This window comes from Bradyrhizobium sp. JYMT SZCCT0428 (genome assembly GCF_018131075.1).
Taxonomy (GTDB): domain Bacteria; phylum Pseudomonadota; class Alphaproteobacteria; order Rhizobiales; family Xanthobacteraceae; genus Bradyrhizobium.
Genome location: NZ_JAFCLS010000048.1, coordinates 16602 through 41962 on the forward strand (window position 1 = coordinate 16602; position 25361 = coordinate 41962).

A 25361-nucleotide genomic window follows, 5' to 3' on the forward strand; every position below is an offset into this window, starting at 1 on the left:
CAAGGTACAGGTCGGACTACCCGATGAACCGGCGAGACCCGGTAGACCATACGATACCGCCACGCGGCGTTTTCCGCCAGCGTGGCACGCTTAGTTGAGCCAACGACCTTATTGAGTTCAGGCTCTGGTCGTTATTCAGATCAGCCCCTCAGGCCAGCTTCCAGCCGACCTCGTCCCGATAGCTCTGGTAGAAGTCGAGCGTGTAGGCCTCCTCCGGCGTCTTGCGCACGCGCTCGTCGAGCTTGTGGGCATCGTCGCCGACCAGGATGCGCCAGCGGTCCGCCTTGACGCCGTCGAGGATGATTTTTGCAGCGGCCGCCGCCGTGGTCGGCGCATCATCATGAAACGATCGTGCGCGGTCGAGTGCGAGCTGCTGAATGTCCTCATCCGACATGTTCGTGGTGTCGGTGCCCATGCCCTTCAGCCGCTCCCGGGTCACGCCGATTTCAACATCGGTCAGGCGCTCGGTCTCGCTGCCGCTCTGGATCTTGCGCGAGTTCGACACGATCGAGGTGCCGATGTGGCCGGGCATCACGACCGAGCATTTGATGTGCGGCGCATTGAGCCGCAGGTCCGTCATCAGCGCCTCGGAAAATCCCTTCACCGCGAACTTGGCGGCGGCATAGGCGGTGTGCGACACGCCGGGGCCGACCGACGCCCAGAAGCCGTTGACGCTGGACGTATTGATGATGTGGCCCTCATCGGCCTTCAAAAGCAGCGGCATGAAAGTGCGGACCCCGAGATAGACGCCGCCCCAGCAGATGTTGAAGGTGCGCTCCCATTGCTCGCGCGTGTTGGTGAACAGGCTGCCGCCACCGCCGATACCGGCATTGTTGAACAGCAGATGGATTTTGTCGGTTGCCTGTTGCTCGATCAGCTCATCGCGAAACCGCTTGAGCTGATCCTCGATCGCGACGTCGGCGATATGCGTGGTGACGCGCAGGCCCTGCGGCAGCTTCTCGGCTTCGCACAGCTGCCTGGTTTCGGCCATCGCCTCGGCGGAGACGTCGCACATCGCGACATTGCAGCCCTCGGCGACGAGCTGGCGCGCCAGCTCGCGGCCCATGCCCGTGCCGCCTCCGGTGATGACGGCGATCTTTCCGGCGAATTCCTTCATGGAGATCCTTTTTCTTTTTCACGACGCTTCGAAACATTACAGTCATGGCCGGGCTTGTCCCGGCCATCCACGTCTTCCCTGCCGAAGCGGACCAAAGACGTGGATGCCCGGCACAAGGCCGGGCATGACGACGCATTGAATACTTATCCTACTCCGCGGCCTCGACGCGTTGGCCCGACGCACCTAACCCCTCCAGCGCCTTCTTGATCGCGGCCTGTTGCGCAGGCGATGCTTCCGGCATCGGCGCGCGCGAAAACGTCTTTGGCAGTCCCTGCAGCGACTGCGAATAGCGCGTGCAGGCCGGCAGATTGTCTGAGACAACCGCGTTCCACAATGTCAGCAGTTTCTTGTGCAGGTCGAGCGCGCGGACGTGATCGCCGGCCTTGACCGCATCCCACAACTCGACCGAAGCATGCGGCGCGGCCGAGAGGATCGCGGCGATCGAGCCGTGCGCGCCGAGCGCGTAGGACGGATACATCAGCGCGTCGACCGCGCTGTAGATCAATTTGCCCGGCGCCATCATCATGAGATCGGCGAACAGTTTTAGATCGCCGGCGCTCTGCTTGACCCCGACCACCAGCGGCACCTCGTTCATGATCCGCGTCAGCAGCGCGGGCGACAGATACGACCACGGCACCACATTGTAGATGATGATCGGCATGCCGGTCTCGTCGGCCATCCGGCGGAAGTGATCGACCATCGCCTGATCGTCCGGCTTGAACAGGTAATGCACCGGCGTCACCTGCAGGGCGGCAACATCCATGTCGCGCACCAATTTGCCGCGCCGGATCGCGTCGCGCGTGGAGTCGACGATGATGCCGGCGATCACTGGCGCGCGGCCCTTGGCGGCCTCCACCGTTGCCGCCACCAGATCGCGATACTCTTCATGATCGAGCGTATGCCCCTCGCCGGTCGAACCGCCCGCCGCCATGCCGTGGCTGCCGGCGCCGATCAGCCAGTCGACTTGCGGAGCCACCTGCTTGAAATCAATCTCGCCGTCTTTGCGAAACGGCGTTGTCATCGGCGGTATCACGCCTGTCGGGCGTATTTTCATGATCGACCCCTTTGCGTTCCGTTTCCCAAATCCGACCCCGCTCTTTGGCGGATATTCTCGATCGGCGGGTGAAGCCTAACCGCTGCCGGAAGGGCAATCCAGTTGAGACATCGGTGGGCTGGGTCGTGGCGGCGTCATAACGGGCGGAGGCGCGGCTCCAAGTTCGAGCGGCGCAAACATCTAAATCCTTGCACGAAAAAACCCCGGCAAGTCATGCCGGGGCTATTTTGCTCGCTTAGCGGGGCGGCTTCGGCGGACCGAAGGGGTTACGGGGCGGAAGGTGCGTGGGGCCGGCGCCCAGCCTGCCGCCGGTCACGATATCCAACTGCTGCGTCGTCAGTTCGACCGGCTTGTCAGTCCTGCGTTCCATGGTGCTTCTCCTGCTGCTGTCCCGGTGCAACATTGCCTCGGTATGACCGGGACAATGACGGATCGGCGACGGCCGCGCTGTTCCCCAGGTAACAGCCGGGCCAGAACGGAAGTGGCCTCGGCCTTTCCTTTGGCCGTTCCAGACCGTCGTCACTTGCAAGGGCTCACGGGCTTTCGCGCTTAACCATACGAAAACTCAGGGCGACGGCGACGGCGCGTCCGTAGTATGTTTGCGCCTATTGGATTTATTAATTTTTGGTGCCTTATGAACGACGCGTATTTGAAGGAGCAGTCCCGGCGCGTCCGCGCGATTGCGGACAAGGCCGATCCCTTCACGAAAAAACGACTGCTGGCGCTCGCCGAAAGCTACGATGCGCAGATTGGACGGCCCTCAAGGGCAACGCGACAGCTGCCCTTCGTCGCGATCAATAATGAAAAACCTACCGATCAGCGCGACGACGGCGAGACCGCGCGCTGATTGTGGCAACTTCCGCATAGCGATCGCCGCTCGCATATTCCGCGACAAGGCATTACGCCCGTACGCGACAAGGGAGCGCAGGCGGAAACGGTTCGGCAGAATGGGCGTGACGCCGCGCGCGGTGCGTGTCAGTATCCCGCTAATCAAAGCGCGCGCACGTCGGACGAAGCGCCGCTGCCAGGGAGGGAACAGCACAACGCGCGCGTAAGCGGCGGCGCCTTCCGTTGGCCTAACGGTCCGTTGGCGTCGCATGGGACAACAGATTGTCCATCGTCTGCTGATTTCGTTCCCCGCTTTGCTCGGGGTTCTCTTCCTCTGTTTTTGTCTGTTGCAGGTGGTGCCGGCTGATCCTGCGATGATCATCGCCGGTCCCGACGCCAAGGCCGAGACCATCGCGGCGATCAGGCTCGAGCTTGGCCTCGACCGCTCGATCCCGGTGCAGTTCTTCGAATACATCATGCGGGTTCTGCGCGGCGATCTCGGCCGCTCGATCATCTCGAACCGGATGGTGAGCGAGGAACTCGCGATGACGATCGGTCCGACGGTCGAGCTGATGCTCGGCGCGATGCTGATCGCGGTGCCGAGCGGGCTTGCGTTCGGAACGCTGGCCGCCGTCAATCGCGGCCGCCTCGCCGACCGCGTCATCATGGCCTGCTCGGTGGCCGGTGTTTCGATGCCGGTGTTCTTCATCGGCCTGATCCTGATCCAGTATGTCGGCTTCAAATGGGCGCTGCTGCCGTTCACCGGCCGCACCGGGCCGATCTGGGACGGCGGATTGCCGAGCCTGATCCTGCCCGCGACCACGCTCGGCCTCGTGCTGATCGGACCGATCGCGCGGCTGACGCGCACCGCCGTACTTGAAGTGCTGGGCGCCGATTTCGTGCGCACGGCGCGCGCCAAGGGGCTGCGCGAGACTGTCGTGATCGTCCATCACGCGCTGCGCAACGCCATGATCCCGGTCGTCACTTTGATCGGGCTGCAGGCAGCGTTCCTGCTTGGCGGCGCGGTGGTCACGGAAACGATGTTTTCCTGGCCCGGCGTCGGCCGGCTTGCGGTCGGCGCCATCGTCTCCAGCGATTTCCCGACCGCGCAGGGCGCGATCATGATCCTCGCCATCGCCTTCCTGTCGATCAACCTGATCGTCGACGTGCTCTATGTCTATCTCGATCCCAGGGTGGCACGACGATGAGCGTCCAGGCTCTCGAACCCGTCTTTGTCGCCGAGCCCGAGACCGGCGCATTCGCCCGGGCCGGCGTGCTGCGGCGCCTCGCGCGCGACCGGGTCGCGGCCGGGGCGGCGTTGACGCTCACCACCATCGTCGCCGCGGCGGTTTTCGCGCCCTGGATCGCGCCCTATGACCCCTACTTCACCGACCTTACCAAGGTGATGCAGCCGCCGGGCGCCGAGCACTGGTTCGGCACCGACAACACCGGCCGCGACGTGCTGAGCCGCGTCATCTTCGGCACCCGCGCCACGCTGATGCTCGGGCTGGTCGGTGTCATTATCGGTGGTCTGTTCGGCGGCGTGCTCGGCATTCTCGCCGCCTACTACAAGCGGCTCGACGGCTGGATCATGCGGCTGGTCGACGTGATGCTGGCGTTCCCCGCCATCCTGATCGGGCTCGCGGTCGCCGCGATCTTCGGTGCCGGCCTCACCGCCGTTGTCATCGCGCTGGTGGTCGCCACCGTGCCCGACGTGGCGCGGGTGGCGCGCGGCGCGGCGGTCGGCGTCATGGGCCAGGAATTCATGGAGGCCGGCCGCGCGGTCGGCGTCACCGACGGCGCACTGATCTGGCGCTATCTCACGCTCAACTGCATCTCGACCATCTTCGTGTTTCTCACCTTGCGCTTCGGCCAGATCATCCTGATCGGCTCGGCGCTCGGCTTCCTCGGCATGGGCGCGCAACCCCCGACCGCCGAACTCGGCATGATGGCGGCCCAGGGCCGCGACTTCCTGTTCATGGCGCCGCACATCGCGACGATCCCGAGCTGCGCGATCTTCGTGATCGTGCTGGCGGCCAACCTTCTGGGCGACGCGTTCCGCGACGTCCTCGATCCAAGGCTGCAGACATGATCAGAACCGTTCTGGGTGTCGCATTGGCAATAGGTGTCGCGGGGGCCGCATCGGCCCAGACGCTCACCTTGATGAAGGGCATCGACGCGCCGCATTACGACGCGCAGCGCACCACCTGGGGGCCGACCTCAGATATCGTCAACATGTTCCAGGACACGCTGGTGGCGCTGGACTGGGACGGCCGCACGCCGATCCCCTATCTGGCCAAGTCCTGGATCATCAGCGAGGACGGCCGGACCTATACATTCAAGCTGCGCGACGACGTCTCGTTCTGCAGCGGCAAGAAATTCACCGCCGAGGACGTGGTCTACAGCTTCAAGCGGCTGAAGGATCCCGCGATCAAGGGGCCATACGCCTGGCGCGCCGGCAACATCAAGGAGTTGCGCGCGCCCGATCCCTACACCGTCGAATACGAACTCGAGGAGCCCTACTCCGAGCTGCTGCTGCAGCTCACCATGTTCACCAACGTGATCCACAACAAGGAAAGCGTGGAGGCGCTGGGCAAGGACTACGGCATCAAGGGCGCCGATGGTACCGGACCGTGGTGCTTTGTCTCGTGGCAACCGCGCACCGAGATCGTGCTGAAGCGCCACGACGCCTACAAATGGGGCCCGTCGATGTACAAGAACAAGGGCCCGGTGAAATTCGAGAAGCTCAGCATCAAGATCGTGCCGGAGGATTCCAGCCGGGTGGCGGCGATGATGTCCGGCCAGTTCGACATCACCCACCAGTTTCCATCGCAGTTCATCGCCCAGGCCAAGGCTTTTCCGGCGCTGACGGTCACCGACGCCAAGCCGAACTTCCAACTGCTCTACTTCGGTTTCAAGACGACGCGACCGATGGTATCAGACAGGCGTGTGCGCGAAGCCATGAGCATCGCCATCAACCGGGTCGAAATCGGCAAGGCCATCCTGCAGGGCAATGCCGATCCGGCCTACACTTTCGTCGACCCGGATGCGCTCGACTTCGACCCGAAGTCGAAGGGAATCGTCCAGGAAGATATCGAGCGGGCCAAAAAACTGCTCGACGAAGCCGGATGGAAGGTAGGCGCCGACGGCATCCGCGAGAAGGATGGCGAACGCCTGGCACCGAAAGTCTATTACACCGCCAACGCCAATTCGGCCCGGGTGGCCGAGGCGGTTCAGGGATACTTGCGGAAAGTCGGCGTCGACTGGCGGCTCAACCCGTGGGACTCGACCATCTCGTCGGTCAAGATGGCCGAGCAGGATTATGAAATCTGGTCGGTGACCGTGCCGTATCTGTCGGCCGGCGACCTCATGAACATCTACTTCGACTCGCAGAACATCCCGACGCCGAACCGGATGAACTGGAAGGACGCCGAGACGGACGAATGGCTCAAGCTCGGTCGCGCCGCGCTGACCGAGGCCGATCGCGCCAAATATTACGCGCTGGTGCAGCAGAAGGTAACGCGGGAACATTTGTGGATGCCGGTCCTCAACATCAACATGCACCAGGTCGCGAACAAGAAGATCAAGGGCGCGCGGCCGCACATGATCTACCAGAACACGTTCTACAAGGGGTTGGACGCGTCGCTATAACAAACAGGAGCAAACGACGATGCGCGGATTGTTCACGACGGTTGCGGTGCTGCTCGGAGTGGCGGGAGCCTCCCCACTGGAGGCGCAGACCCTGAAGATGATGAAGTCGCTCGATGCGCCGCATTACGACGGCCAGCGCACGACGTGGTCGCCCTCCTCCGACATCGTCAACATGATTCAGGATACGCTGGTCGCGATGGACTGGGACGGCAAGACGGCGATCCCTTATCTGGCCAAGTCGTGGACCATCAGCGAGGACGGCAAGACCTACGTGTTCAAGCTGCGCGATGACGTGCAATTCTGCAGCGGCAAGAAATTCACCGCCGCCGACGTGATCTATTCCTTCAAGCGCCTGACCAGCACCGAGCTGAAAGCGCCGCTGGCCTGGCGCGCCGGCAACATCAAGGAGTTGCGCGCGCCCGATCCCTACACCGTCGAATACGAACTGAACGAGCCGTTCGCCGACCTGCTGCTCCAGCTCACCATGTTCACCACCGCGATCCACAACCAGGAGAGCGTCGAGGCGCTCGGCAAGGATTACGGCATCAAGGCGATCGACGGCACCGGGCCGTGGTGCTTCGAGAACTGGCAGCCGCGCACCGAAATCGTGCTCAAGCGCCACGACGCCTACAAATGGGGCCCGTCGATGTACCAGAACAAGGGCCCGGTGAAATTCGAAAAACTCAGCATCAAGATCGTGCCGGAGGATTCCAGCCGCGTCGCCGCGATGCTGGGCGGGCAATTCGATGTCAGCCATCAGATCCCGCTGCAGTTCATCCAGCAGGTCAAGGCCGCGCCCACCCTCAACGTGCAGGAGGCGCAGCCGAACTTCCAGCTGATGTATTATGGCTACAAGACCACGCGGCCGATGGTATCAGACAAGCGCGTGCGCGAGGCGATGAACATCGCGATCAACCGCGCCGACATCGTCAAGGGCATCATGCTCGGCAATGCCGAGCCGGCCTACACCTTCATCGACGACAAGGCGCTCGACTTCGCCGCGTCCACCAAGGGCATCATCAAGGAGGACGTCGAACGCGCCAAAAAGCTGCTGGACGAAGCCGGCTGGAAGGTCGGCGCCGACGGCATCCGCGAGAAGGACGGCGTCAAGCTCGCGCCGAAGGTGCTGTTCACGCAGGTCGCCTATTTCGGCCGCGTCTCCGAGGCGATCCAGGGCTACATGCGCAAGATCGGCATCGACTGGAAGATCGTCGGCTTCGACTCCACGATCGCGCCGGCCGAGATGGCCAAGCAGGACTACGAATTGTGGACGGTGACGTTCCCCTACATATCGGCGGGCGACCTCCTGAACTTCTACTTCGATTCGAAGAACATGCCGGCGCCGAACCGGATGAACTGGAACGACCCCAAGACCGACGAGTATCTGAAGATGGGCCGCGCGTCGCTGACCGAGGCCGACCGCTCTAAATATTACGCACTAGCCCAGCAGCGCGTCACCGAGGAGCATCTGTGGATGCCGGTGATGAACATCGCGATGTACACGACAAGCCAGAAGAAGCTGAAGGGCGTGCGGCCGCACATGCTCTACCAGAACACGTTCTACAAGGGCCTGGATTACTCGTTCTGATGGAAAACCTGCTCGAGGTCCGCGGCCTGAAGACTCATTTTGCCACCGACCGCGGCCTGTTCCGCGCGGTCGATGGCATCAGCTTCAACGTACCGCGCGGCCGCACCGTTGGCCTGGTCGGCGAATCCGGCTGCGGCAAGAGCGTGACGTCGCTCTCGGTGATGGGCCTGGTGGCGAGCCCGGGCAAGGTCGAGGCCGAGGCGGTTTTGTTCGGCAACCGCGACGTACTGAAACTGTCCGCCGACGAGCGCCGCCGGCTGCGCGGCGGCAAGATGTCGATGATCTTCCAGGAGCCGATGACCTCGCTCAATCCAGTGCACACCATCGGCCAGCAGATCGTCGAGGCGATACTCGCCCATACCCAGTTGTCGCCGCAGGCCGCCAAAGCGCGCGCCATCGAGATGCTGGAACTGGTGCGGATTCCCTCGGCGAAGCAGCGCATCGACGACTTTCCGCATAATCTGTCGGGCGGCATGCGCCAGCGCGTCATGATCGCGATGGCGCTGTCTTGCGAGCCCGCGCTGTTGATCGCCGACGAGCCGACCACCGCGCTCGACGTCACCATCCAGGCCCAGATCCTCGATCTGCTCGGCGAATTGCAGCGCCGGCTCGGCATGGCGATCCTGATCATCACCCACGACCTCGGCGTGATCGCCGAGGTCGCCGACCAGGTACTGGTGATGTACGCCGGGCAGATCGTCGAAAGCGCTGATGTCGCCGATCTCTTTGCCGATCCGCAGCACCCCTACACGATCGGTCTCTTGGGCTCGATCCCGCGCCTCGACGTTGATCGCGCACGGCTCGCCACCATCGAAGGCACGGTGCCGAGCCCCAACAACCAGCCAAAGGGCTGCCGCTTCGGGCCGCGCTGCCCGTTCGCCGACCGGCGCTGCCGCGAGGCGCCGCCGCCGCTGCGTGAACTTGCGCCGGGTCATTTGGTCGCCTGCTGGAAGGCCCCTGTCGAGGTGGCGTCATGAGCGCGGTCCCGGTGCTGCAGGTCGATGGCCTCGTAAAACATTTTCAGCTCAGCCGCGGCATCATCCTGCGCCGACAAGTGGGCCTTGTGCGCGCCGTCGAGGACGTCAGCTTCGAGATCGGTTGCGGCGAGACGCTGGCGCTGGTCGGCGAGTCCGGCTGCGGCAAGTCGACGACCGGACGCCTGGTGCTGCGCCTGATGGACCCGACGGCGGGCTCGGTCCGCTTCAAGGGCGAGGAAATTGCCAATCTCGGCAAGGATGAACTGCGGCGGCTGCGCCGGCACATGCAGATCATCTTCCAGGACCCCTACGCCTCGCTCAATCCGCGCATGACCGTGGGCGAGATTTTGGCCGAACCGCTGCGGGTGCATGATATCGGCGATCCCGCCTCGCGCGAGACGCGGGTGAGCGAGCTGCTCGATATCGTCGGCCTGCTGCCCGAACATGCGCGGCGCTATCCGCATCAATTCTCCGGCGGGCAACGCCAGCGCATCGGGATTGCGCGGGCGCTGGCCGTCAATCCCGACCTGATCATCTGCGACGAGCCGGTGTCGGCGCTCGACGTCTCGATCCAGGCGCAGATCGTCAACCTGTTGCAGAACTTGCAGCAGCGTTTTGGTCTGTCCTATCTGTTCATCGCGCATGATCTGGCTGTCGTAAAACACATCAGCGATCGCGTCGCGGTGATGTATCTCGGCAAGCTGGTCGAGATCGCTGACAAGAAGACGATCTACGCAAAGCCGTTGCACCCCTATACCCACGCGCTGCTGTCGGCGATCCCGAAACCGGACCCGAGCCTGCGCACCAAACGCGTGATGCTGCAGGGCGACGTGCCGAGCCCGTTCAATCCACCGTCCGGCTGCCGCTTCCACACCCGCTGCCTGCACGCCCAGCCGCGCTGCTCGGCGGAGGAGCCGAAGCTGCGCGAGGCCGCGCCCGGCCATCGCGTGGCCTGTCATTTCTTCGAGACGATCCAGGCCCCTGTCATCGTCGCGCGCGCCGGCGCTGCGAACGGAAAGTTCGCCGAACGGCTGGCCGCCTTTGAGGCGGCCAAGCACGCGCGAACGCCGGCCTGACGGCAATCCGTGGCAGGCCAGTTCGGAATTCAGGCCAGGACGGGGCTTGCCTTGTCGTAGTGCTTGATAAACACGAACGGGCTGGGCGTGGCTTTTCCCTTGCCGCCGCTGACATTGGCAAGTTCGCGATCGGACAGCGCGTCGGCCTGACGGTCGCGCTCGCATGCTTCAGCGCGATTGATGATGGTGTTCATGGTGACGGCTCCCTTTCGATCAAGATCGGATCGTTGCTGACGAAGGGGATTTAGCCGCGAGGCCGTCGCCGTGGCTGTGACATCAATCACAGTCCCTAACCTCGCACCGGGGTCAAGATGGTTGGCATCATCCAGCCACCGGAGCGCATCATGACCGCATTTCAGAAACAGCCGAGCGTGGACCAACGGGCCGCCGCGACCACCGAACTTTGCGCGATCGAACTGGATGCGGTGATTGGCGGCACGTCCTTTTTTCAAGTCCTCAGCAATATTTTCAAAGCGCAGAACGAGACCCTCAAATCCATCGCTGGGAATATTCGGTAAGAAGTTGTTGCGGTGCGATTGACCGAACCGGAGCCAGCTACTGGTTGACAAGCCAACGAGAGCGGATCGTAATACTACCTAAGATCGATCGACGGGCGAACGGCAGCGCTGGCGCAATGCAAGCTCCCAAAGCGTCTCGTTTCCTAAACGTCCTGTTTCCTAAACGTGTTGGCTTCGAGGGCAGCGACCGCGGGATACCGCGGCGCTCAGCAATGGGGAGGATGGTCGTGATGGAATCTCTCATCGTCTGGCTGATCATCGGCGCGATCGCAGGCTGGCTGGCCGGGCAGATCGTCAAGGGCTATGGCCTCGGCCTGGTCGGCAATATCGTGGTCGGCATCGTGGGCGCCGTGATCGCCGGCTGGCTGTTGCCGATGATCGGGTTTGTCCTGGTCGGAGGCATCCTGGCGGCGATCGTCAACGCCGTCATCGGCGCGGTGATCCTCCTGATCATTGTCGGCTTCTTCAAGAAGTAGGTCGTTCAAGAACCCGCGGCCGTTGGCAGCGATGCGGCGTTTGTGCGCCGCGGCAACGCTGTTGAAAGAGGCGGCCCCAGCACGGGGGGAGAGCTGAGGCCGCCTTTTGCCGAACGCGACGGGGCTAGTTCGCGTCCGGGGGTGCCCGACTAAGCTCCCCGGCAATAATTTGTTCCCCACAGACGGCGGGCAAAAATTTCGGGGGCATCGGCCGGGAACCAACGGCGACGTCGCGGATTATGAGTTTCGTGGTGGGATGCCCACAATCTTCTTGCGGCTGGGGCCGCTTTGCTGTGGCCGAGGAGCTCGACGACGAATGGATGGTGCCGAGGTTCCAGTGAGTTTTGATGTTCCCGCCATCATCCGAAAATGGCCGTCGCTCCACAACGCCCGCCGCCTCGACAGCTCCGGCCCCTATATGGTGTTCCAGGGCACGCTCGATGAGTGCATGAAGGAATTCATGGCCAAGCCTGAATCGACCCGGCACCTGTACGAGATTCTGACCGCGCCACAGCCGCCGATGATCCCCGAGGTCCTGTCCGCCGAGCACGTCGCAGAGCTGGTGCGGCTGCGCGAGTTTCTTTAACGGCAGCGGCCAGAAAATTCATTAACCAGCGAGGGCTATGGTTCGGGCAATCGCGGACGGCTCCCAGCCCCCGCGAGACGTAAATGCGTAGGGAAACCCACCGCCTCAACCCGGTGGGTTTTTCCGTCGGAAGGGCGTTCGCCAATGTCACTATCATCCGCCAAGAATTATGCGCTGCGCGCCGAACGCTGCCAGGACGCCAAGGAAGCAGCCGACCTTCTGGCCAAGGCGATCCTGGAATTGGCGGCATCGATCGAAGCCACCGACGCAAAAGTGAAGAAGATGAACAAGTCGGGCTGAGATGCGGCCCTCTGACCCGGCAGCCTCTGACGCTTTTCAGAACCTCGGCGCAGGACATGCCTCTCGTCCGAGGCCGCGCGCCGGTTCCGTGCGGTTCCCCGTTTACGTTAAAATCACATCATCGACCACGCCGAACAGCCAGATGCTAATGATTCCTTAACGAGGAAATCATGATCAACGGACGCAAAAACGCAGTCGTCGGACTGACCACGATTTTCACTTTTGTGATGGTCGAACTGGCCGTGGTCGTTTGCGCGGTCGCATTGGTGCTCGAACTTGTGTTCGACGTGGACGTGCCGCTGCTTGCTTTCAACGACGAGTGAGGCGGAGGACGGCCGCCCTCATCCGCGGACCGGCTGCAAGAATAAGCCCGACACGCATTTGCGGGCTTTGGGCGACTTCCAATTTCAACTTCGCGATTCGAAGTTCTTCCGTCGACCATTCCGGCTTGGCCGAAAGGCGTCGCCACATCAATCAAGTGCTGACTTGTTGAGGGGAAAAATGGTCGGAGCGAGAGGATTTGAACCTCCGACCCCTAGTCTCCCAGACTAGTGCGCTAACCGGGCTGCGCCACGCTCCGATGCCGTTCCATTAGCTGCGATCAGGCTCCGGCGCAAGGCGCGCGATCCGATCGGGAAAGGCCAAGAATCGCTTCCGAAACCACTCCCCTAACGCCGGTTCCGGCCCTGCCCTCAGCCGTCCTTGAGCGCGGTGTCCAGCAATTGCCGGCAGGCCACCAGGTCCTGCAGCACGCGTTCGAGGCGTTCGCGGTCGGGACCGCCTACCGGGCCGGGCACGGCGGCCGCCTTGCCCTTGCCAAAGGGGGCGAGCATACCGTCTTCATCAGTATCGACGAAGCGATAGTCGATTTCCGTGGCTTCACCCTCGTAATCATCGTCATCGGATCCGGCGAGCGCCCCCTCTTCCGGCTCCTGCAGGCTGAGGCCGATCGCCTCCTCAACCGCGCCGAACGAGACGGCGGAGTTCTGGTCGCTCAGACCCTGCACCGATTTGATGCCGTGTTCTTTCAGGATCCGCTGCACGCCGCGGATGGTGTAGCCCTCGCCGTACAGCAGGCGGCGGATGCCCTTGAGCAGATCAACGTCGTCGGGGCGGTAATAGCGCCGCCCGCCGCTTCGTTTCATCGGCTTGATCTGGGTGAATCGCGTTTCCCAAAATCGCAGCACGTGCTGGGGAATGTCGAGATCGTCCGCGACCTCGCTGATGGTACGGAACGCATCCGGCGCTTTGTCCAAATGCCAGCTCCTCTCAGCTCAAGAGAATGAAGAGAAACTCTAAACGCTTAACCTGACTGTCTTCACGCGATTTGTTGACGCGAACTGAACTTCGCCTCGCGCGGAAACGCCTCAGCGGAAACGCCTCAATCGTCCTTGGCGTCGCCGTTCGTCACCGCGTGACCATTGATGCGCTGCTTGAGAATGGCCGACGGCTTGAACACCATCACGCGTCGCGGAGAGATTGGTACTTCGGTGCCGGTCTTCGGGTTACGTCCGATCCGTTGACCCTTCTTGCGCACCATGAACGAGCCGAACGACGACAGCTTCACCGTCTCGCCCTTCTCAAGACAATCGGTGATCTCTTTCAAAACGAGTTCGACGAACGCAGACGACTCCGTCCGCGACAAGCCCACCTTCTGGTAGACCGCCTCGCACAAATCAACGCGTGTGACTGTTTTTCCTGTCCCGGTCATCGCCTGCCCCGCACTCTCGGCGAACAATTTATTCTCTGAAATTATGAGGTTAGCACGCAATGGTCAACAGCGACCATCATGCACACGCATGAAACAGCGCAACCACTTTGTCAGGTATTTTACTTATACCTCACCAGCGGACGAGCGCGGAACCCCAGGTGAAGCCGCCACCCATCGCTTCCAGCAGCACCAGATCGCCCTTCTTGACGCGTCCATCCTTGACGGCGACGTTGAGCGCCAGCGGGATCGATGCCGCCGAGGTATTGCCGTGCAGGTCGACGGTCAGAACCACCTTCTGCGGCGCAATATGCAGCTTGTGCGCCGAAGCATCGATGATTCGCTTGTTGGCCTGGTGCGGAACGAACCAGTCGATCTGCTCGGCGGAAGCCCCGGTGGCGTTGAACGCATCGACGATCACATCGGTGATCATGCCGACCGCGTGCTTGAAGACTTCGCGGCCCTCCATGCGGAGGTGGCCGACGGTCTGGGTCGAAGACGGCCCGCCATCGACAAACAGCTTTGACTTGTGCCGTCCGTCGGAACGCAGATGCGTCGTCAGGATACCACGGTCGGTCGGCTTGCCGGGCTGGTCCTGGGCCTCGAGCACGACGGCGCCGGCGCCGTCGCCGAACAGCACGCAGGTACCGCGGTCGCTCCAGTCGAGAATGCGCGAGAACGTCTCCGCACCGATCACCAGCGCCCGCTTGTGCGAGCCGGAGCGCAGGAAATTGTCGGCGGTCGCCAGCGCAAAGACGAAGCCGGAGCAGACCGCCTGCAGGTCGAAGGCGACGCCATGATTGATGCCCAGCGCGTGCTGGACCGCGACCGCGGTCGCCGGAAAGGTGTTGTCCGGCGTCGAGGTCGCCAGCACGATCAGGTCGATCTGCTGCGCGTCGATGCCGGCATGGTCGAGCGCGGCGCGCGCGGCGTTGATCGCCAAATGCGAGGTGAACTCGCCGTCCGCGGCGATGTGGCGCTGCCGGATACCGGTACGCTGAACGATCCACTCGTCCGAGGTATCGATCCGGGCAGCCAGTTCGGCATTGGTCAGGACCTTCCGCGGCAGGTAAGAGCCGCAGCCTAGCACGACCGAACGTTTAGCAGTCACGAGACAGCCTCCTGCGCGGTTTGCGCTTGAGCCAGCGCACTGCCGTCGCGATTAAGCATCTGATTGATCTTGGTGAGGAGATCGCAGCGGACCATCTCATAGCCAACATCGACCGCGTAAGCAAAGCCTTCGGCGTTGGTTCCACCATGGCTTTTGACCACCACGCCCTTGAGGCCGAGCAGCACGCCGCCGTTGGATTTGTTGGGGTCGAGCTTGTGCCGCAGCGCCTTGAAGGCGTTGCGGGCGAACAAATAGCCGATCCGGGAGCGCCAGCTCGACGCCATGGCGCTGCGCAGGAACTCCGACATCTGACGCGCGGTTCCCTCGGCGGCCTTCAGCGCAATGTTGCCGGAAAAGCCTTCGGTCACGATCACGTCCGCCGCACCGCTGCCGATGCCGTCGCCCTCGACGAAGCCGATATAATCGAGTTCGGGCAGGTTCATCGCGCGCAGCTGCTCGGAGGCGGCTCGGATTTCCTCGCCGCCCTTCACTTCCTCGGTGCCGATATTGAGCAGGCCGACGGTCGGGCGCGGCTTGCCGAACAGCACGCTCGCCATCGCGCCGCCCATCACCGCCAGCGCCACGAGATGATGATGGTCGCCGCCGATGCTGGCGCCGAGGTCGAGCACGACGGACTCACCGCGGCTGGTCGGCCACACGCCGGCGATGGCCGGCCGGTCGATCCCCGGCATGGTGTGCAAATGAAAACGCGCCATCGCCATCAGCGCGCCGGTATTGCCGGCAGATACCGCGACGTCGGCCTTGCCCTCTTTCACCGCGTCGATCGCAAACCACATCGACGACTTCTTGCGGCCGCGGCGCAGGGCCTGGCTCGGCTTGTCGTGCATGGCGACGGTGACGTCGGTATGGGTCACACGCGAGGCCTTCTTCAAAGCCGGATACTTGGCGAGTTCCGCCTCGATCAGCGCGCTGTCGCCGTACAGCAGAAACTCGATGTCGGGATGCCGGGCCAACGCCCTTGCAGCGCCGGGAATGACGACCGATGCGCCGACATCGCCACCCATGGCGTCAAGCGCGATTCGAACCTTTTGAGGCATGAACGTCCCGGAAACCTGATCTCTTGCAGCCCTGTTAGAGCCCGGCCGCGCGCTGGAAGCATCCGCCGAAGCGGTGCTCGGCGGAGCGCATCGCTATCGCCCCCGCCGGGCCGCGACAATAGCGTGTCCCCGTTCTGACACAACCTCTTGACCACGGTCATTGGGGAATGGGACCCAGCACCGCCCGCAACCGGGAATACAGCGTAATATTAGCAACTTCAATGTCTTATCCAAGATTCCTGATGAGGCATCATAGCCACATCAAGTGAAATCCTGCTTCACCGGCCACTTTAAGTGTCGGTTACTTGTCTTTGGGCTTCTTTGCCCCCGACTTTTTTGGCGTGACCTTCAGGGCCTTGAGCGCAGCAAACGGGTGATCCTCGGGATCAGGAGCTTCGACCAACGGTTCAAAAACCGCGTCCGGTTTGCGCGGATATGGATCGACCGCGAGATACAGCGCGTCGGTCGCAAGCCGGCCGAGATCGATGATGCCGTTGTCGATCGGCTCCGGCGGATCGGGCGTGTCCTCGTCGCTCTCTTCTGCCTCGTCGACCAGCGCAGCCATCTCCGGAATCTGGTCCGGCGGCGCGAAGATCACATCGATCGGCTCGTCGATATCGCTTTCCATCTCTTCCAGCGTCACCACGCAGGTCTGCCCGATCCGGGCCCGCACGCGCCCCTCGACCTGAAAGCGGCCGCCGCTTTTGGGCGTCACATCGAACGAGGCCTGCAGCATAAGCACCTCGCGCAGGCTTCCCATCTCCGCCACCGCAACACGCGTGGCCTGATCGGCCTCGAGGTCGCGATGCAGGCCCGTGTCCGGGATTTTCTCCGCCGCGACGGGAACGCGCCACGGGTCCGGCTTCTCGATCATGGCACTCTTGGTCATCGCCGTTTGCTCATGCTTGTGCGCCGGCCTGCTCCGGCGAAGGAAACTTGAAAGTGCCGCCGGCCAGCGCCGCCTCGTCCTGCCGGTCGAGCGCCGCCATGACAGCCTCGGCATAGGCTGCGAGGTGGCGCGCCTTTTCGGTGTTCTCGCCGTTGAGGACGTTCTTGCACAGCGCCTGCGCCAGGGCCTCGCGGCCCTCGGTCAGCGCCAGATCATAGGCCGCGGTGCGGCCATAGAAGGCCTCGCCGAAGGCCTGCATCTTTTTCGGCACTTTGAGGTCGCTGACGCCCAGTTCGCGCAGATTATCGTCCATATCGTTGCAAAAATGGTCGAACAGCGCCTGCGACAGGGCCTTGCCCGCCGGGACCGATTTGAGCCGCCGCAATACCAGCCACAAATGCATCAGAAGCAGGTCAAAACGGCCGTTAACCGTGTCCGGGACCGCCAAGTCCCGATAAAACAACGGTTCTCGCGCCTGCGTCACGATCATGCCATAGATGGCTTCAATGGTGCCGCGCGGGGCGGACCGGGGTTTCCTGAAGTGATTGAACGGCCAAAGCATTGTGGGTTCCGCATGCGAGCCCCAAAGGTTTCCGCCATGAAGGTTTCGGCCTTCAGGGTTTCAGCTTCGGGCGCCCGCGCATGTTGCAATCCTGCGTGCTGCCCGGTACGTCAACGCCTCGCGCGATGCAAGGGGACGGGATCGATTCCGGAATGACCGAGACGGGCCACTCAAGCTCTTGCGCGCCCTCGCCGCGCCGCCTGACCGTGCGCTGGCGCGGTTTTCGCGGCTTTGCAGCCGTGGCACTGCTCTGCGCCGCGCTCGGCGGCTGCACCGGCGAGCAATTCCAGAAGGGCTATATCCTGCCCCCCGGCGCGCTCGAACAGATCCCGATCGGCGCCAGCCAGGACCAGGTGCTGATCGTGATGGGCACGCCCTCCACGGTCGCAACCCTGAACGGCGAGGTGTTCTACTACATTTCGCAGCGCTCCGAGCGCAAGGTCGCGTTCATGAACCAGCAGGTCGTCGACCAGCGGGTGATCGCGATCTATTTCGACAAGAATCGCCAGGTGCAGCGGCTCGCCAATTACGGGCTGCAGGACGGCAAGATCTTCGACTTCATCAGCCGCACCACGCCGACCTCAGGCCAGGAGCTCAGCTACCTGACGCCGCTGTTCAAGCTGCTCAGCTTTAACTAGGCCCGAGAACTCGGGCCTTTCCCGCGCCCTGCGCCAAGTCGCCCGCTTGCCCTGCGCGAGCGCGCTGCCTACGGTCGCCTGCAAAATAACAGCCCCGCAGGGAGTGACCTAGTGACCAGCAGATTTTTGTCCCGCCGCCATATTCTGACCGGAGCCGCCGCGCTCTCCACTGCGGCCATTCTGCCGCGCAGCAGCCTGGGCGCCGACTGGCGGCCCACCGAAACCGTCCGCCTGATCGTGCCGGCCGCGCCGGGAGGCACCACGGACGTGATGGGACGCTTGCTGGCGGCCCATTTGCAGAAGGCCTGGGGCCAGTCCGCGGTGGTGGAAAACCGCTCCGGCGGCGGCGGCACCATCGGCACCGCGGAAGTCGTCCGCCAGAAGGGCGACGGGCACACCATCCTGGTCGGCAATCCCGGCCCCAACGCCATCGCCTACAGCATCTTCCGGAACATGACCTACAAGGCCGACCAGTTGCAGCCGGTCTCCAACCTGATCCGGATTCCCAACATCATCTCGGCGCACCCCTCGGTGCCGGTCAAGTCGATTGGAGACATGATTGCCTACATCAAGGCCAACCCGGACAAGCTGACTTATGGTTCCTCAGGCATCGGCCAGAGCCCTCACCTCACCATGGCCTGGCTGCTGCAGCTCACCGGGCTGAAGATGGTGCATGTGCCGTTCCGCGGCGCCGGGCCGGCGCTGCAGGCCGCGCTGGCCGGCGACATCCAGATCCTGTCGGACAATCTCTTTCCGACGCTGCCGCAGGTCATGGACGGCAAGCTGAACGCGTTGGCGGTGACGACGCCGGAGCGCAGTCCGTCAGGGCCGAACATTCCGACCGTGCGCGAGACCGGACCGGAGCTGGCCAAATTCGACGTCTCGTCCTGGTTCGGAATCTTCCTGCCCAAGGCCTGCCCTCCTCCCGTCGTCGATGCCCTCAACAAGGAAATCAAGGTGTTCCTGGAGCGCGACGACATCAAGGAAAGCATGGCCAAGATCGGCGCCCGCACCGATTACGGCACGCCGCAGCAGTTTTCCGATTTCACCCAGGCGGAAACCGCGAAGTTCGGCGCCATCATCAAGCAGGAAGGCCTGCAGATGGACGCCGGCTGAGGCAACCGTCATTGCCTGCGACAAACGCGAAGCGTTTGCGCAAGGGAGCGCAATCGACGAAGCAATCCACTTCCGCGTTCGCTGCTTATGGATTGCTTCGCTTCGCTCGCAATGACGGATAAAAGACCTCAGGCTTCCAAAGAAAAACCCCGCGGCTCGCACCGCGGGGTTTTTTGTTTGATCGGGCTTCTCGCCGCTCAGTGCGCCAGGATCGCCAGCAGCAGCAGCGCCACGATGTTGGTGATCTTGATCATCGGGTTGACGGCGGGACCCGCCGTATCCTTGTAGGGATCGCCGACGGTGTCGCCGGTCACCGCCGCCTTGTGCGCGTCGGAGCCCTTGCCGCCGTAATGGCCGTCCTCGATGTACTTCTTGGCGTTGTCCCAGGCGCCGCCGCCCGAGGTCATCGAGATCGCGACGAACAGGCCGGTCACGATCACGCCGAGCAGCATGGCGCCGACGGCCGAGAACGCCGCCGACTTGCCGGCCGCGCCGCCGCCTGCGATTGCGAAGATCACGAAGTAGACGAAGATCGGCGACAGCACCGGCAGCAGCGACGGGATGATCATTTCCTTGATCGCCGCCTTGGTCAGAAGGTCGACCGCACGGCCGTAATCCGGCTTGTCGGTGCCCTGCATGATACCCGGCTTTTCGCGGAACTGACGCCGCACTTCCTCGACGATCGCGCCGGCCGCACGGCCGACGGCCGTCATGCCCATCGCGCCGAACAGATACGGCAGCAGGCCGCCGAACAAGAGGCCGACCACGACGTAGGGGTTGTTCAGCGAGAAGTCGGGCAGCACGCCCTGGAAGTACGGGTACTTCGCGGCATTGGCGATGAAGAATTTGAGGTCTTCATTGTAAGCCGCGAACAGCACCAGCGCGCCGAGACCGGCCGAGCCGATCGCGTAGCCCTTGGTGACCGCCTTGGTGGTGTTGCCGACCGCGTCGAGCGCGTCGGTCGACTTGCGGACTTCCTTCGGCAGGCCGGCCATTTCGGCGATGCCGCCGGCGTTGTCGGTGACGGGGCCGAAGGCGTCGAGCGCCACGATCATGCCGGCCAGCGCCAGCATGGTGGTGGTCGCGATCGCGATGCCGAACAGGCCGGCAAGGCTGTAGGTGACGAGGATGCCGGCAATGATGACGATCGCCGGACCGGCGGTGGATTCCATCGAGATCGCGAGGCCCTGGATCACGTTGGTGCCGTGACCGGTGACCGACGACGCCGCGATCGACTTGACCGGGCGATAGTCCGTACCGGTGTAGTATTCGGTGATCACGATGATCAGCCCGGTAACGACAAGACCGACGACGCCGCATTGGAACAGCGCCATGCCGGTGTATTTCACACCCGCCAGCGGACCGAAGCCGATCAGCCAGTAGATGACGCCGGCAACACCGACGAGCGACAGGACACCGGTCGCGATCAGGCCCTTGTAGAGCGCACCCATGATCGACTGGCTGGCGCCGAGCTTGACGAAGAAGGTACCGGCGATCGAGGTGAGGATGCAGATGCCGCCGATCGCGAGCGGCAGCGTCATCATGTTGACCAGCAGCGGCGAGGTCGCGAAGAAGATCGCGGCCAGCACCATGGTGGCGACCGCGGTCACCGCATAGGTCTCGAACAGGTCGGCGGCCATGCCGGCGCAGTCACCGACGTTGTCGCCGACGTTGTCGGCGATGGTGGCGGGATTGCGCGGATCATCCTCGGGAATGCCGGCCTCGACCTTGCCGACGAGATCGCCGCCGACATCAGCACCCTTGGTGAAGATGCCGCCGCCGAGACGGGCGAAGATCGAGATCAGCGAGGCGCCGAAGCCGAGTGCGACCAGCGCGTCGACGACGACGCGGTCGTTGGCCTTCAGGCCCAGCATCTGGGTCAGGTAAGCAAAGTAGATGGTGACGCCGAGCAGTGCGAGGCCAGCCACCAGCATGCCGGTGATCGCACCGGCCTTGAAGGCGAGTTCAAGTCCGCCGGCCAGCGAGGTGGTCGCGGCCTGCGCGGTACGCACGTTGGCGCGAACCGAAACGTTCATGCCGATGAACCCGGCGGCGCCCGACAGCACTGCGCCGATCAGGAAGCCGACCGCAACCAGCATGCCGAGGAAATAAGCCAGCAGGGCGAAGATCACGACGCCGACCATGCCGATCGTCATGTACTGCCGCTTCAGATAGGCCTGTGCGCCCTCGGCCACCGCGGCTGCGATCTCCTGCATGCGCGGATTGCCGGCGTCCGCCTTCATCACGGATGCCGTCGCCCAGATCGCGTAAACAATCGAAAGCGCTCCGCAGAGCACAATCACCCATAATGCTGTCATTGAATTTGCCTCAGACCTTGATGTTCCCCCGCCACACCGCGAGCGCGGCAAGCGCATAAAAAGGAGGCCTTCCCCGCCCAGAAGGGTGGCCCCTCAAATCGCCGGGACCTTGCCAAAATCGTTTCCCCGGCGCAACGCCGCGGAGGCCAGAAACCGTCTATTTTTGAAAGGAATCCCCGGGAACGACGGCTGGTGCCGAGACCTGGCTGCCGGCTGGACCGTCCGGCGGAAAATCCGAGGCCTGCCAGGCGCCCGCGGGGCGGACCTTCGAATCGTCTGCCGACAGCGATCCTGCGAGGGCCACAACCCAAATAGCGACCGAGAAATATATAGGCCTGAAAATACATGGCCTGAAAATACAAGGGCCCGCCCAATCCTCGAAGGGATTGAGCGGGCCCGCGATCCATTTCAGTACATCCGTGAAACGACCGTTTCGAGGCCTCAGGCCAGCGACAGGTTCTCTGCGCTTACCTTGCCCCGCATCTTGTCGGTCTTGAGTTCGAACTCGACCTTCTGGCCTTCGGCCAGACCGGTCAGGCCGGCGCGCTCAACGGCGCTGATGTGGACGAACACATCCTTGCTGCCGTCGTTCGGCTGAATGAATCCAAAACCCTTTTGACCGTTGAACCACTTCACAGTTCCCGTAGCCATTTTCTATTCTCCAAAGCACGTAGGCTTTCATTCCGCACGGCGATCGCACGGATTCAAATCCAATCGACGATGTCTCTGGAAAATGCCCTAACAGGCGCGTTCAGCAAGGCACGGCGGCAATCGAATGCGCGCACAACTATAGATTTTCCGGGAAATTGCAATGGCTGGCCGGAAATAAAGGCCCGCGGGCGCCGCCGCGACGCTCAAAAATGGCTGTAGGAGCGCCGTTTCAGCACGATTTCGCCGCCCTGCCCGTCGAGGAATTTTGGCGCTCCACTTCCAGCGAGCACGGTTCCGATGGAACTTACCGCCACGCCGGCGCCCTGCGCGGCTTGCACGAACGCATCGACCCGGTCTTCCGCCACCGTGCACAGGATTTCGTAATCGTCGCCTCCGGCGATCAATGTTTCGATTCCGACGATGCCGCGCGACACCAGATCGCGCGCGGCATCCGACAGCGGAACTGATTCCAGATCGATCGCAGCGGAAACACCGGACACGCCGCACAGCTTGGTGAGATCGCCGGCGAGCCCATCGGACACGTCCATCGCCGCACCGGCATGGTCGCGAACGATTTCCGCGAGCCCCACGCGCGGCTGCGGTACCCGATAACGCCCGACCAGCAGATCGCGCGCCGCTACATCGCTCACCGCTGCATGGACCTTTCCGCCCCCGAGCACGGCAAGCCCGAGCGCGGCATCGCCGATCGTGCCGGTCACCAGCACCCGGTCGCCAGGTTTGGCGCCGCTGCGATGGACCATTTTGCCTGATGGCACGCGCCCGAACGCGGTGACCGAGACCATCAGTGGCCCGGGCGTCGACACCGTATCGCCGCCGAGCAGCGGACAGCCGAATTGTGCAGCGTCCTCGCCGAGCGCGGCCGCGAACGGTTTGAGCCAGGCTTCGTCGGTATCGCGGAGCGCCAGCGTCAGCACGAAACCGGCCGGCACCGCGCCCTTGGCCGCGAGATCACTGAGATTCACCCGCAGCGCCTTGCGCGCAACGGTATCCGGCGGATCGTCGGGGAGGAAATGCACGCCTTCGACGATGGCGTCCGTCGTCACCACGATGTCGTCGCCATCAGGCTTCAGGGCGGCGGCGTCGTCATCGAGATTGAAGGCGCCAGGGTCGGTCGCGATCGGCCTGAAATAGCGCGCGATGAGAGAGTCTTCTCCGGACACTGGTTTGCCGTTGGTCATTACTTTAGACCCGTCATCCTGAGGTGCGAGCCCTTGCGAGCCTCGAAGGATGCACGGCCGAGACGCAGTGGCACGCCGCCACCCTTCGAGGCCTCCGCTTCGCTACGGCACCTCAGGATGACGGCTACGGCCAAGGTCATCGTTATCACCTACCCACGCGCGAACTCGTCGGCGCGGAATTGCCGCGCGATCTGGTCCAGCACCGCATTCACCATGCCGGTCTCGTCCTTTTCGACAAAGGCGTGCGCGACATCGACATACTCGGACACGACGACGCGGCCGGGCACGTCCTTGCGATGCTCCAGTTCATAAGACCCTGCCCGCAGCACCGCGCGCAAAATCGCGTCGATCCGCTTCAAGGGCCATCCTTTCGACAGCGCATCGTCGATCAGGGGATCGAGCTTGGCCTGATCCCGCACCACGCCGGAGACGACGTCGCGGAAAAACGCGGCCTCGGCCGGCAGATATTTGTCGCCCTCGACCTCGTTGCCGAGCCAGTGGCTCTCGAACTCGGCGAAGATGTCATTGATCCCGGCGCCGCCAATGTCCATCTGGTACAGCGCCTGCACCGCGGCGAGCCGCGCCGCACCGCGCCGGTTGGCTTTCTTGTCCGGACTTTTCGGAGCGGGCTTCTTGGTGTCTGCCATCGTCAGGCCTTTGCCAGCCGGCGTTTGATCCGTAGCATCGCGAGCGCCGCGCGGGCGGCGTCGCCGCCCTTGTTGAGTTCACTGGCGCGCGCCCTCGCCCAGGCCTGCGCCTCGGTGTTGACCGTAATGATGCCGTTGCCGAGCGGGAACTTCCTGGCGACCGCAAGGTCCATCAGCGCGCGCGAGGATTCGATCGAGACGATCTCGAAATGAATGGTGTCGCCCCGCACCACGCAGCCGAGCGCGATCGCGGCGTCATAGGGCTTTCCGTTGTTCTCGGCCGCGTCGATCGCGATCGCGATCGCGGCGGGGATTTCCAAAGCGCCGGGCACGGTGATGACGTCATGCGTGACCCCGGCTGCCTTCAATTCGGCGACGGCGCCTTCCAGCAGCGCGTCCTGGATGTCGTCGTAAAAGCGTGCCTCGACGATCAGCGCGCGCGCGCCTTTGATGTCGGTCTGATCTTTCAGCGGTGCGCGCCGTGCGTCTGCCATTATGTCTCTTCCGTCTTGATCGGTGCCCTCACCCTGAGGAGCGGCCGCTTGGCCGCGTCTCGAAGGGCCGTGATGTTTCCGGGCCTCATGGTTCGAGACGGCGCAAGCGCCTCCTCACCATGAGGGTTTGGCCGGCGTTTTAGGCGCAGCGACGTCCAAAGCCAAGGGTTACGCCTACTTCATTTCCGACAGCCGCGCCGCGTAGCGGGCCATCAGATCGACCTCGATATTGACCTCGCTGCCCGCGTTCCAGCCCCCCAGTGTCGTGACACTGAGCGTATGGGGAATGATCAGCACCGAAAACACCACGTCTTCGACCGTATTCACGGTCAATGACACTCCATCCAGCGTGATCGAACCCTTGACGGCGATGAAACGCGCCAGTTCCCGCGTCGTGCGCAGTTCGAACCTGGCCATATCGGGCAGATCGTCGCGCTTGACGATGCCGGCGATGCCGTCGGCATGGCCGGCCACGATGTGACCGCCGAGTTCGTCGCCGATTTTCAGCGCGCGCTCGAGATTGAGTTTTGTGCCTTTGCCCCAGTGCTTGGCCGTGGTCATGCCGAGCGTCTCGGCTGCGGCATCGACGTCAAACCAGGTCTTGCCATCATCGACGCCGGAGGCGACCACGGTGAGACAGACGCCGTTGCAGGCGATCGAGGCGCCATCGGCGATGGTGGCGCGATCGTAGCGGCAGGCGATGCGCAAGCGATGCAATTGTCCCTGCGCCGTTGGCGTCAGGCTGACGATTTCGCCGATATCGGTGACTATTCCGGTGAACACAACAAGTCCCTCTAGC

30 protein-coding genes and 1 tRNA gene are annotated in these 25361 nt (G+C 63.2%); 14 read left to right on the forward strand and 17 right to left on the reverse strand.

Annotated features, from left to right (window positions below):
- Positions 1 to 148: 148 nt before the first annotated feature.
- The 3 genes from JQ575_RS34720 to JQ575_RS45850 all read right to left on the reverse strand — a co-directional run bounded on the left by JQ575_RS34720 (position 149) and on the right by JQ575_RS45850 (position 2541).
- The gene (locus tag JQ575_RS34720) at positions 149 to 1117 is read right to left on the reverse strand and encodes an SDR family oxidoreductase (RefSeq protein WP_212037724.1); all 969 of its coding nucleotides are present in this window, start codon (positions 1115 to 1117) and stop codon (positions 149 to 151) included.
- A 148-nt stretch (positions 1118 to 1265) separates the two neighbouring features.
- A complete protein-coding gene (locus JQ575_RS34725; protein WP_212037725.1) occupies positions 1266 to 2171 on the reverse strand; it encodes a dihydrodipicolinate synthase family protein in 906 nt (301 codons plus the stop codon).
- Positions 2172 to 2406: 235 nt separating this feature from the next.
- Entirely contained in the window at positions 2407 to 2541 is a 135-nt protein-coding gene (locus tag JQ575_RS45850) for a hypothetical protein (RefSeq protein ID WP_283842672.1), read from the reverse strand.
- Between the two features lie 225 nt (positions 2542 to 2766).
- On the opposite strand from JQ575_RS45850, the gene JQ575_RS34730 reads away from it, so the two are divergent.
- The 7 genes from JQ575_RS34730 (at position 2767) to JQ575_RS34760 (ending at position 10291) form a co-directional block, all read left to right on the forward strand.
- Complete coding sequence (locus tag JQ575_RS34730) at positions 2767 to 3018, forward strand: hypothetical protein (protein ID WP_212037726.1); 252 nt, start codon at positions 2767 to 2769, stop codon at positions 3016 to 3018.
- 250 nt (positions 3019 to 3268) lie between these two features.
- On the forward strand, positions 3269 to 4207 hold the full coding sequence (locus JQ575_RS34735) for an ABC transporter permease (RefSeq protein WP_249167112.1): 939 nt from the start codon (positions 3269 to 3271) through the stop codon (positions 4205 to 4207).
- Positions 4204 to 5091 carry an ABC transporter permease gene (locus JQ575_RS34740; protein ID WP_211999958.1) on the forward strand — a complete coding sequence of 296 codons (888 nt, stop codon included), beginning with the start codon at positions 4204 to 4206 and terminating at the stop codon, positions 5089 to 5091. The genes JQ575_RS34735 and JQ575_RS34740 overlap by 4 nt, the downstream gene beginning before the upstream one ends.
- Complete coding sequence (locus tag JQ575_RS34745; RefSeq protein WP_212037728.1) at positions 5088 to 6650, forward strand: ABC transporter substrate-binding protein; 1563 nt, start codon at positions 5088 to 5090, stop codon at positions 6648 to 6650. The genes JQ575_RS34740 and JQ575_RS34745 overlap by 4 nt, the downstream gene beginning before the upstream one ends.
- Before the next feature lie 19 nt (positions 6651 to 6669).
- A complete protein-coding gene (locus JQ575_RS34750) occupies positions 6670 to 8238 on the forward strand; it encodes an ABC transporter substrate-binding protein (RefSeq protein ID WP_212037729.1) in 1569 nt (522 codons plus the stop codon).
- Positions 8238 to 9215, forward strand: coding sequence for an ABC transporter ATP-binding protein (locus tag JQ575_RS34755; RefSeq protein ID WP_212037730.1), 978 nt, complete (start codon positions 8238 to 8240; stop codon positions 9213 to 9215). The genes JQ575_RS34750 and JQ575_RS34755 overlap by 1 nt, the downstream gene beginning before the upstream one ends.
- Positions 9212 to 10291, forward strand: a complete 1080-nt coding sequence (locus JQ575_RS34760; RefSeq protein ID WP_212037731.1) for an ABC transporter ATP-binding protein — start codon at positions 9212 to 9214, stop codon at positions 10289 to 10291. Before JQ575_RS34755 ends, JQ575_RS34760 begins: the two co-directional genes overlap by 4 nt.
- Positions 10292 to 10320: 29 nt before the next feature.
- Here JQ575_RS34760 and JQ575_RS34765 read toward each other — a convergent pair whose 3' ends face one another.
- Positions 10321 to 10485 (reverse strand): hypothetical protein, encoded by a 165-nt coding sequence (locus tag JQ575_RS34765; RefSeq protein ID WP_212037732.1) that lies wholly within the window; start codon positions 10483 to 10485, stop codon positions 10321 to 10323.
- Between the two features lie 117 nt (positions 10486 to 10602).
- Here JQ575_RS34765 and JQ575_RS34770 point away from each other — a divergent pair, with 117 nt between their 5' ends.
- The 5 genes from JQ575_RS34770 (at position 10603) to JQ575_RS34790 (ending at position 12494) form a co-directional block, all read left to right on the forward strand.
- On the forward strand, positions 10603 to 10809 hold the full coding sequence (locus JQ575_RS34770; protein ID WP_212037733.1) for a hypothetical protein: 207 nt from the start codon (positions 10603 to 10605) through the stop codon (positions 10807 to 10809).
- Between the two features lie 230 nt (positions 10810 to 11039).
- Positions 11040 to 11285: a GlsB/YeaQ/YmgE family stress response membrane protein gene (locus JQ575_RS34775; RefSeq protein WP_212037734.1), complete on the forward strand. Its 246-nt coding sequence runs from the start codon at positions 11040 to 11042 to the stop codon at positions 11283 to 11285.
- Positions 11286 to 11601: 316 nt separating this feature from the next.
- On the forward strand, positions 11602 to 11871 hold the full coding sequence (locus JQ575_RS34780) for a hypothetical protein (protein ID WP_212037735.1): 270 nt from the start codon (positions 11602 to 11604) through the stop codon (positions 11869 to 11871).
- A gap of 144 nt (positions 11872 to 12015) precedes the next feature.
- Positions 12016 to 12171 (forward strand): hypothetical protein, encoded by a 156-nt coding sequence (locus JQ575_RS34785; RefSeq protein ID WP_192733559.1) that lies wholly within the window; start codon positions 12016 to 12018, stop codon positions 12169 to 12171.
- Positions 12172 to 12341: 170 nt separating this feature from the next.
- A complete protein-coding gene (locus JQ575_RS34790; RefSeq protein WP_212037736.1) occupies positions 12342 to 12494 on the forward strand; it encodes a hypothetical protein in 153 nt (50 codons plus the stop codon).
- Positions 12495 to 12673: 179 nt separating this feature from the next.
- On the opposite strand, the gene JQ575_RS34795 is transcribed toward JQ575_RS34790, so the two are convergent.
- From JQ575_RS34795 to JQ575_RS34825, 7 genes are all read right to left on the reverse strand, one after another.
- Positions 12674 to 12751 (reverse strand) — tRNA-Pro (locus tag JQ575_RS34795).
- 112 nt (positions 12752 to 12863) lie between these two features.
- Positions 12864 to 13427, reverse strand: coding sequence for a MerR family transcriptional regulator (locus JQ575_RS34800; RefSeq protein ID WP_212037737.1), 564 nt, complete (start codon positions 13425 to 13427; stop codon positions 12864 to 12866).
- A gap of 125 nt (positions 13428 to 13552) precedes the next feature.
- Positions 13553 to 13882, reverse strand: a complete 330-nt coding sequence (locus tag JQ575_RS34805) for an integration host factor subunit alpha (protein WP_192734233.1) — start codon at positions 13880 to 13882, stop codon at positions 13553 to 13555.
- A 130-nt stretch (positions 13883 to 14012) separates the two neighbouring features.
- Complete coding sequence (locus tag JQ575_RS34810; RefSeq protein ID WP_211999989.1) at positions 14013 to 14990, reverse strand: beta-ketoacyl-ACP synthase III; 978 nt, start codon at positions 14988 to 14990, stop codon at positions 14013 to 14015.
- On the reverse strand, positions 14987 to 16048 hold the full coding sequence (gene plsX / locus JQ575_RS34815) for a phosphate acyltransferase PlsX (protein WP_211999991.1): 1062 nt from the start codon (positions 16046 to 16048) through the stop codon (positions 14987 to 14989). Before plsX ends, JQ575_RS34810 begins: the two co-directional genes overlap by 4 nt.
- Before the next feature lie 301 nt (positions 16049 to 16349).
- On the reverse strand, positions 16350 to 16937 hold the full coding sequence (locus JQ575_RS34820; protein WP_212037738.1) for a DUF177 domain-containing protein: 588 nt from the start codon (positions 16935 to 16937) through the stop codon (positions 16350 to 16352).
- 10 nt (positions 16938 to 16947) lie between these two features.
- A complete protein-coding gene (locus tag JQ575_RS34825) occupies positions 16948 to 17499 on the reverse strand; it encodes a ubiquinol-cytochrome C chaperone family protein (RefSeq protein ID WP_212037739.1) in 552 nt (183 codons plus the stop codon).
- 152 nt (positions 17500 to 17651) lie between these two features.
- Between JQ575_RS34825 and JQ575_RS34830 the strand changes: the two genes are divergently transcribed.
- On the forward strand, positions 17652 to 18137 hold the full coding sequence (locus JQ575_RS34830) for an outer membrane protein assembly factor BamE (RefSeq protein ID WP_212037740.1): 486 nt from the start codon (positions 17652 to 17654) through the stop codon (positions 18135 to 18137).
- A gap of 111 nt (positions 18138 to 18248) precedes the next feature.
- Positions 18249 to 19253 (forward strand): tripartite tricarboxylate transporter substrate binding protein, encoded by a 1005-nt coding sequence (locus JQ575_RS34835; RefSeq protein WP_212037741.1) that lies wholly within the window; start codon positions 18249 to 18251, stop codon positions 19251 to 19253.
- 197 nt (positions 19254 to 19450) lie between these two features.
- On the opposite strand, the gene JQ575_RS34840 is transcribed toward JQ575_RS34835, so the two are convergent.
- The 6 genes from JQ575_RS34840 to JQ575_RS34865 all read right to left on the reverse strand — a co-directional run bounded on the left by JQ575_RS34840 (position 19451) and on the right by JQ575_RS34865 (position 25345).
- Complete coding sequence (locus JQ575_RS34840) at positions 19451 to 21571, reverse strand: sodium-translocating pyrophosphatase (protein ID WP_212037742.1); 2121 nt, start codon at positions 21569 to 21571, stop codon at positions 19451 to 19453.
- Between the two features lie 441 nt (positions 21572 to 22012).
- The gene (locus JQ575_RS34845) at positions 22013 to 22222 is read right to left on the reverse strand and encodes a cold-shock protein (protein WP_209844148.1); all 210 of its coding nucleotides are present in this window, start codon (positions 22220 to 22222) and stop codon (positions 22013 to 22015) included.
- 203 nt (positions 22223 to 22425) lie between these two features.
- Positions 22426 to 23421 carry a thiamine-phosphate kinase gene (gene thiL, locus JQ575_RS34850; RefSeq protein ID WP_212037743.1) on the reverse strand — a complete coding sequence of 332 codons (996 nt, stop codon included), beginning with the start codon at positions 23419 to 23421 and terminating at the stop codon, positions 22426 to 22428.
- Between the two features lie 149 nt (positions 23422 to 23570).
- Positions 23571 to 24068: a transcription antitermination factor NusB gene (gene nusB, locus JQ575_RS34855; RefSeq protein WP_212037744.1), complete on the reverse strand. Its 498-nt coding sequence runs from the start codon at positions 24066 to 24068 to the stop codon at positions 23571 to 23573.
- Positions 24069 to 24070: 2 nt separating this feature from the next.
- Positions 24071 to 24562 (reverse strand): 6,7-dimethyl-8-ribityllumazine synthase, encoded by a 492-nt coding sequence (gene ribH / locus JQ575_RS34860; RefSeq protein ID WP_212037745.1) that lies wholly within the window; start codon positions 24560 to 24562, stop codon positions 24071 to 24073.
- A 174-nt stretch (positions 24563 to 24736) separates the two neighbouring features.
- Positions 24737 to 25345 carry a riboflavin synthase gene (locus tag JQ575_RS34865; RefSeq protein ID WP_212037766.1) on the reverse strand — a complete coding sequence of 203 codons (609 nt, stop codon included), beginning with the start codon at positions 25343 to 25345 and terminating at the stop codon, positions 24737 to 24739.
- Between the last annotated feature and the right edge of the window lie 16 nt (positions 25346 to 25361).

Coding starts and splice junctions, on each gene's coding strand:
- JQ575_RS34750 (WP_212037729.1), top strand. CDS start 6,670: ATGCGCGGATTGTTCACGACGGTTGCGGTGCTGCTCGGAGTGGCGGGA.
- JQ575_RS34775 (WP_212037734.1), top strand. CDS start 11,040: ATGGAATCTCTCATCGTCTGGCTGATCATCGGCGCGATCGCAGGCTGG.
- JQ575_RS34740 (WP_211999958.1), top strand. CDS start 4,204: ATGAGCGTCCAGGCTCTCGAACCCGTCTTTGTCGCCGAGCCCGAGACC.
- ribH (WP_212037745.1), bottom strand. CDS start 24,562: ATGGCAGACGCACGGCGCGCACCGCTGAAAGATCAGACCGACATCAAA.
- JQ575_RS34755 (WP_212037730.1), top strand. CDS start 8,238: ATGGAAAACCTGCTCGAGGTCCGCGGCCTGAAGACTCATTTTGCCACC.
- nusB (WP_212037744.1), bottom strand. CDS start 24,068: ATGGCAGACACCAAGAAGCCCGCTCCGAAAAGTCCGGACAAGAAAGCC.
- JQ575_RS34785 (WP_192733559.1), top strand. CDS start 12,016: ATGTCACTATCATCCGCCAAGAATTATGCGCTGCGCGCCGAACGCTGC.
- JQ575_RS34730 (WP_212037726.1), top strand. CDS start 2,767: ATGTTTGCGCCTATTGGATTTATTAATTTTTGGTGCCTTATGAACGAC.
- JQ575_RS34820 (WP_212037738.1), bottom strand. CDS start 16,937: ATGACCAAGAGTGCCATGATCGAGAAGCCGGACCCGTGGCGCGTTCCC.
- JQ575_RS34790 (WP_212037736.1), top strand. CDS start 12,342: ATGATCAACGGACGCAAAAACGCAGTCGTCGGACTGACCACGATTTTC.
- plsX (WP_211999991.1), bottom strand. CDS start 16,048: ATGCCTCAAAAGGTTCGAATCGCGCTTGACGCCATGGGTGGCGATGTC.
- JQ575_RS34745 (WP_212037728.1), top strand. CDS start 5,088: ATGATCAGAACCGTTCTGGGTGTCGCATTGGCAATAGGTGTCGCGGGG.
- JQ575_RS34845 (WP_209844148.1), bottom strand. CDS start 22,222: ATGGCTACGGGAACTGTGAAGTGGTTCAACGGTCAAAAGGGTTTTGGA.
- JQ575_RS34735 (WP_249167112.1), top strand. CDS start 3,269: ATGGGACAACAGATTGTCCATCGTCTGCTGATTTCGTTCCCCGCTTTG.
- JQ575_RS34780 (WP_212037735.1), top strand. CDS start 11,602: ATGGATGGTGCCGAGGTTCCAGTGAGTTTTGATGTTCCCGCCATCATC.
- JQ575_RS34720 (WP_212037724.1), bottom strand. CDS start 1,117: ATGAAGGAATTCGCCGGAAAGATCGCCGTCATCACCGGAGGCGGCACG.
- JQ575_RS34830 (WP_212037740.1), top strand. CDS start 17,652: ATGACCGAGACGGGCCACTCAAGCTCTTGCGCGCCCTCGCCGCGCCGC.
- JQ575_RS34760 (WP_212037731.1), top strand. CDS start 9,212: ATGAGCGCGGTCCCGGTGCTGCAGGTCGATGGCCTCGTAAAACATTTT.
- JQ575_RS34840 (WP_212037742.1), bottom strand. CDS start 21,571: ATGACAGCATTATGGGTGATTGTGCTCTGCGGAGCGCTTTCGATTGTT.
- JQ575_RS34825 (WP_212037739.1), bottom strand. CDS start 17,499: ATGCTTTGGCCGTTCAATCACTTCAGGAAACCCCGGTCCGCCCCGCGC.
- JQ575_RS34725 (WP_212037725.1), bottom strand. CDS start 2,171: ATGAAAATACGCCCGACAGGCGTGATACCGCCGATGACAACGCCGTTT.
- JQ575_RS34765 (WP_212037732.1), bottom strand. CDS start 10,485: ATGAACACCATCATCAATCGCGCTGAAGCATGCGAGCGCGACCGTCAG.
- JQ575_RS34770 (WP_212037733.1), top strand. CDS start 10,603: ATGGTTGGCATCATCCAGCCACCGGAGCGCATCATGACCGCATTTCAG.
- JQ575_RS45850 (WP_283842672.1), bottom strand. CDS start 2,541: ATGGAACGCAGGACTGACAAGCCGGTCGAACTGACGACGCAGCAGTTG.
- JQ575_RS34805 (WP_192734233.1), bottom strand. CDS start 13,882: ATGACCGGGACAGGAAAAACAGTCACACGCGTTGATTTGTGCGAGGCG.
- thiL (WP_212037743.1), bottom strand. CDS start 23,421: ATGACCAACGGCAAACCAGTGTCCGGAGAAGACTCTCTCATCGCGCGC.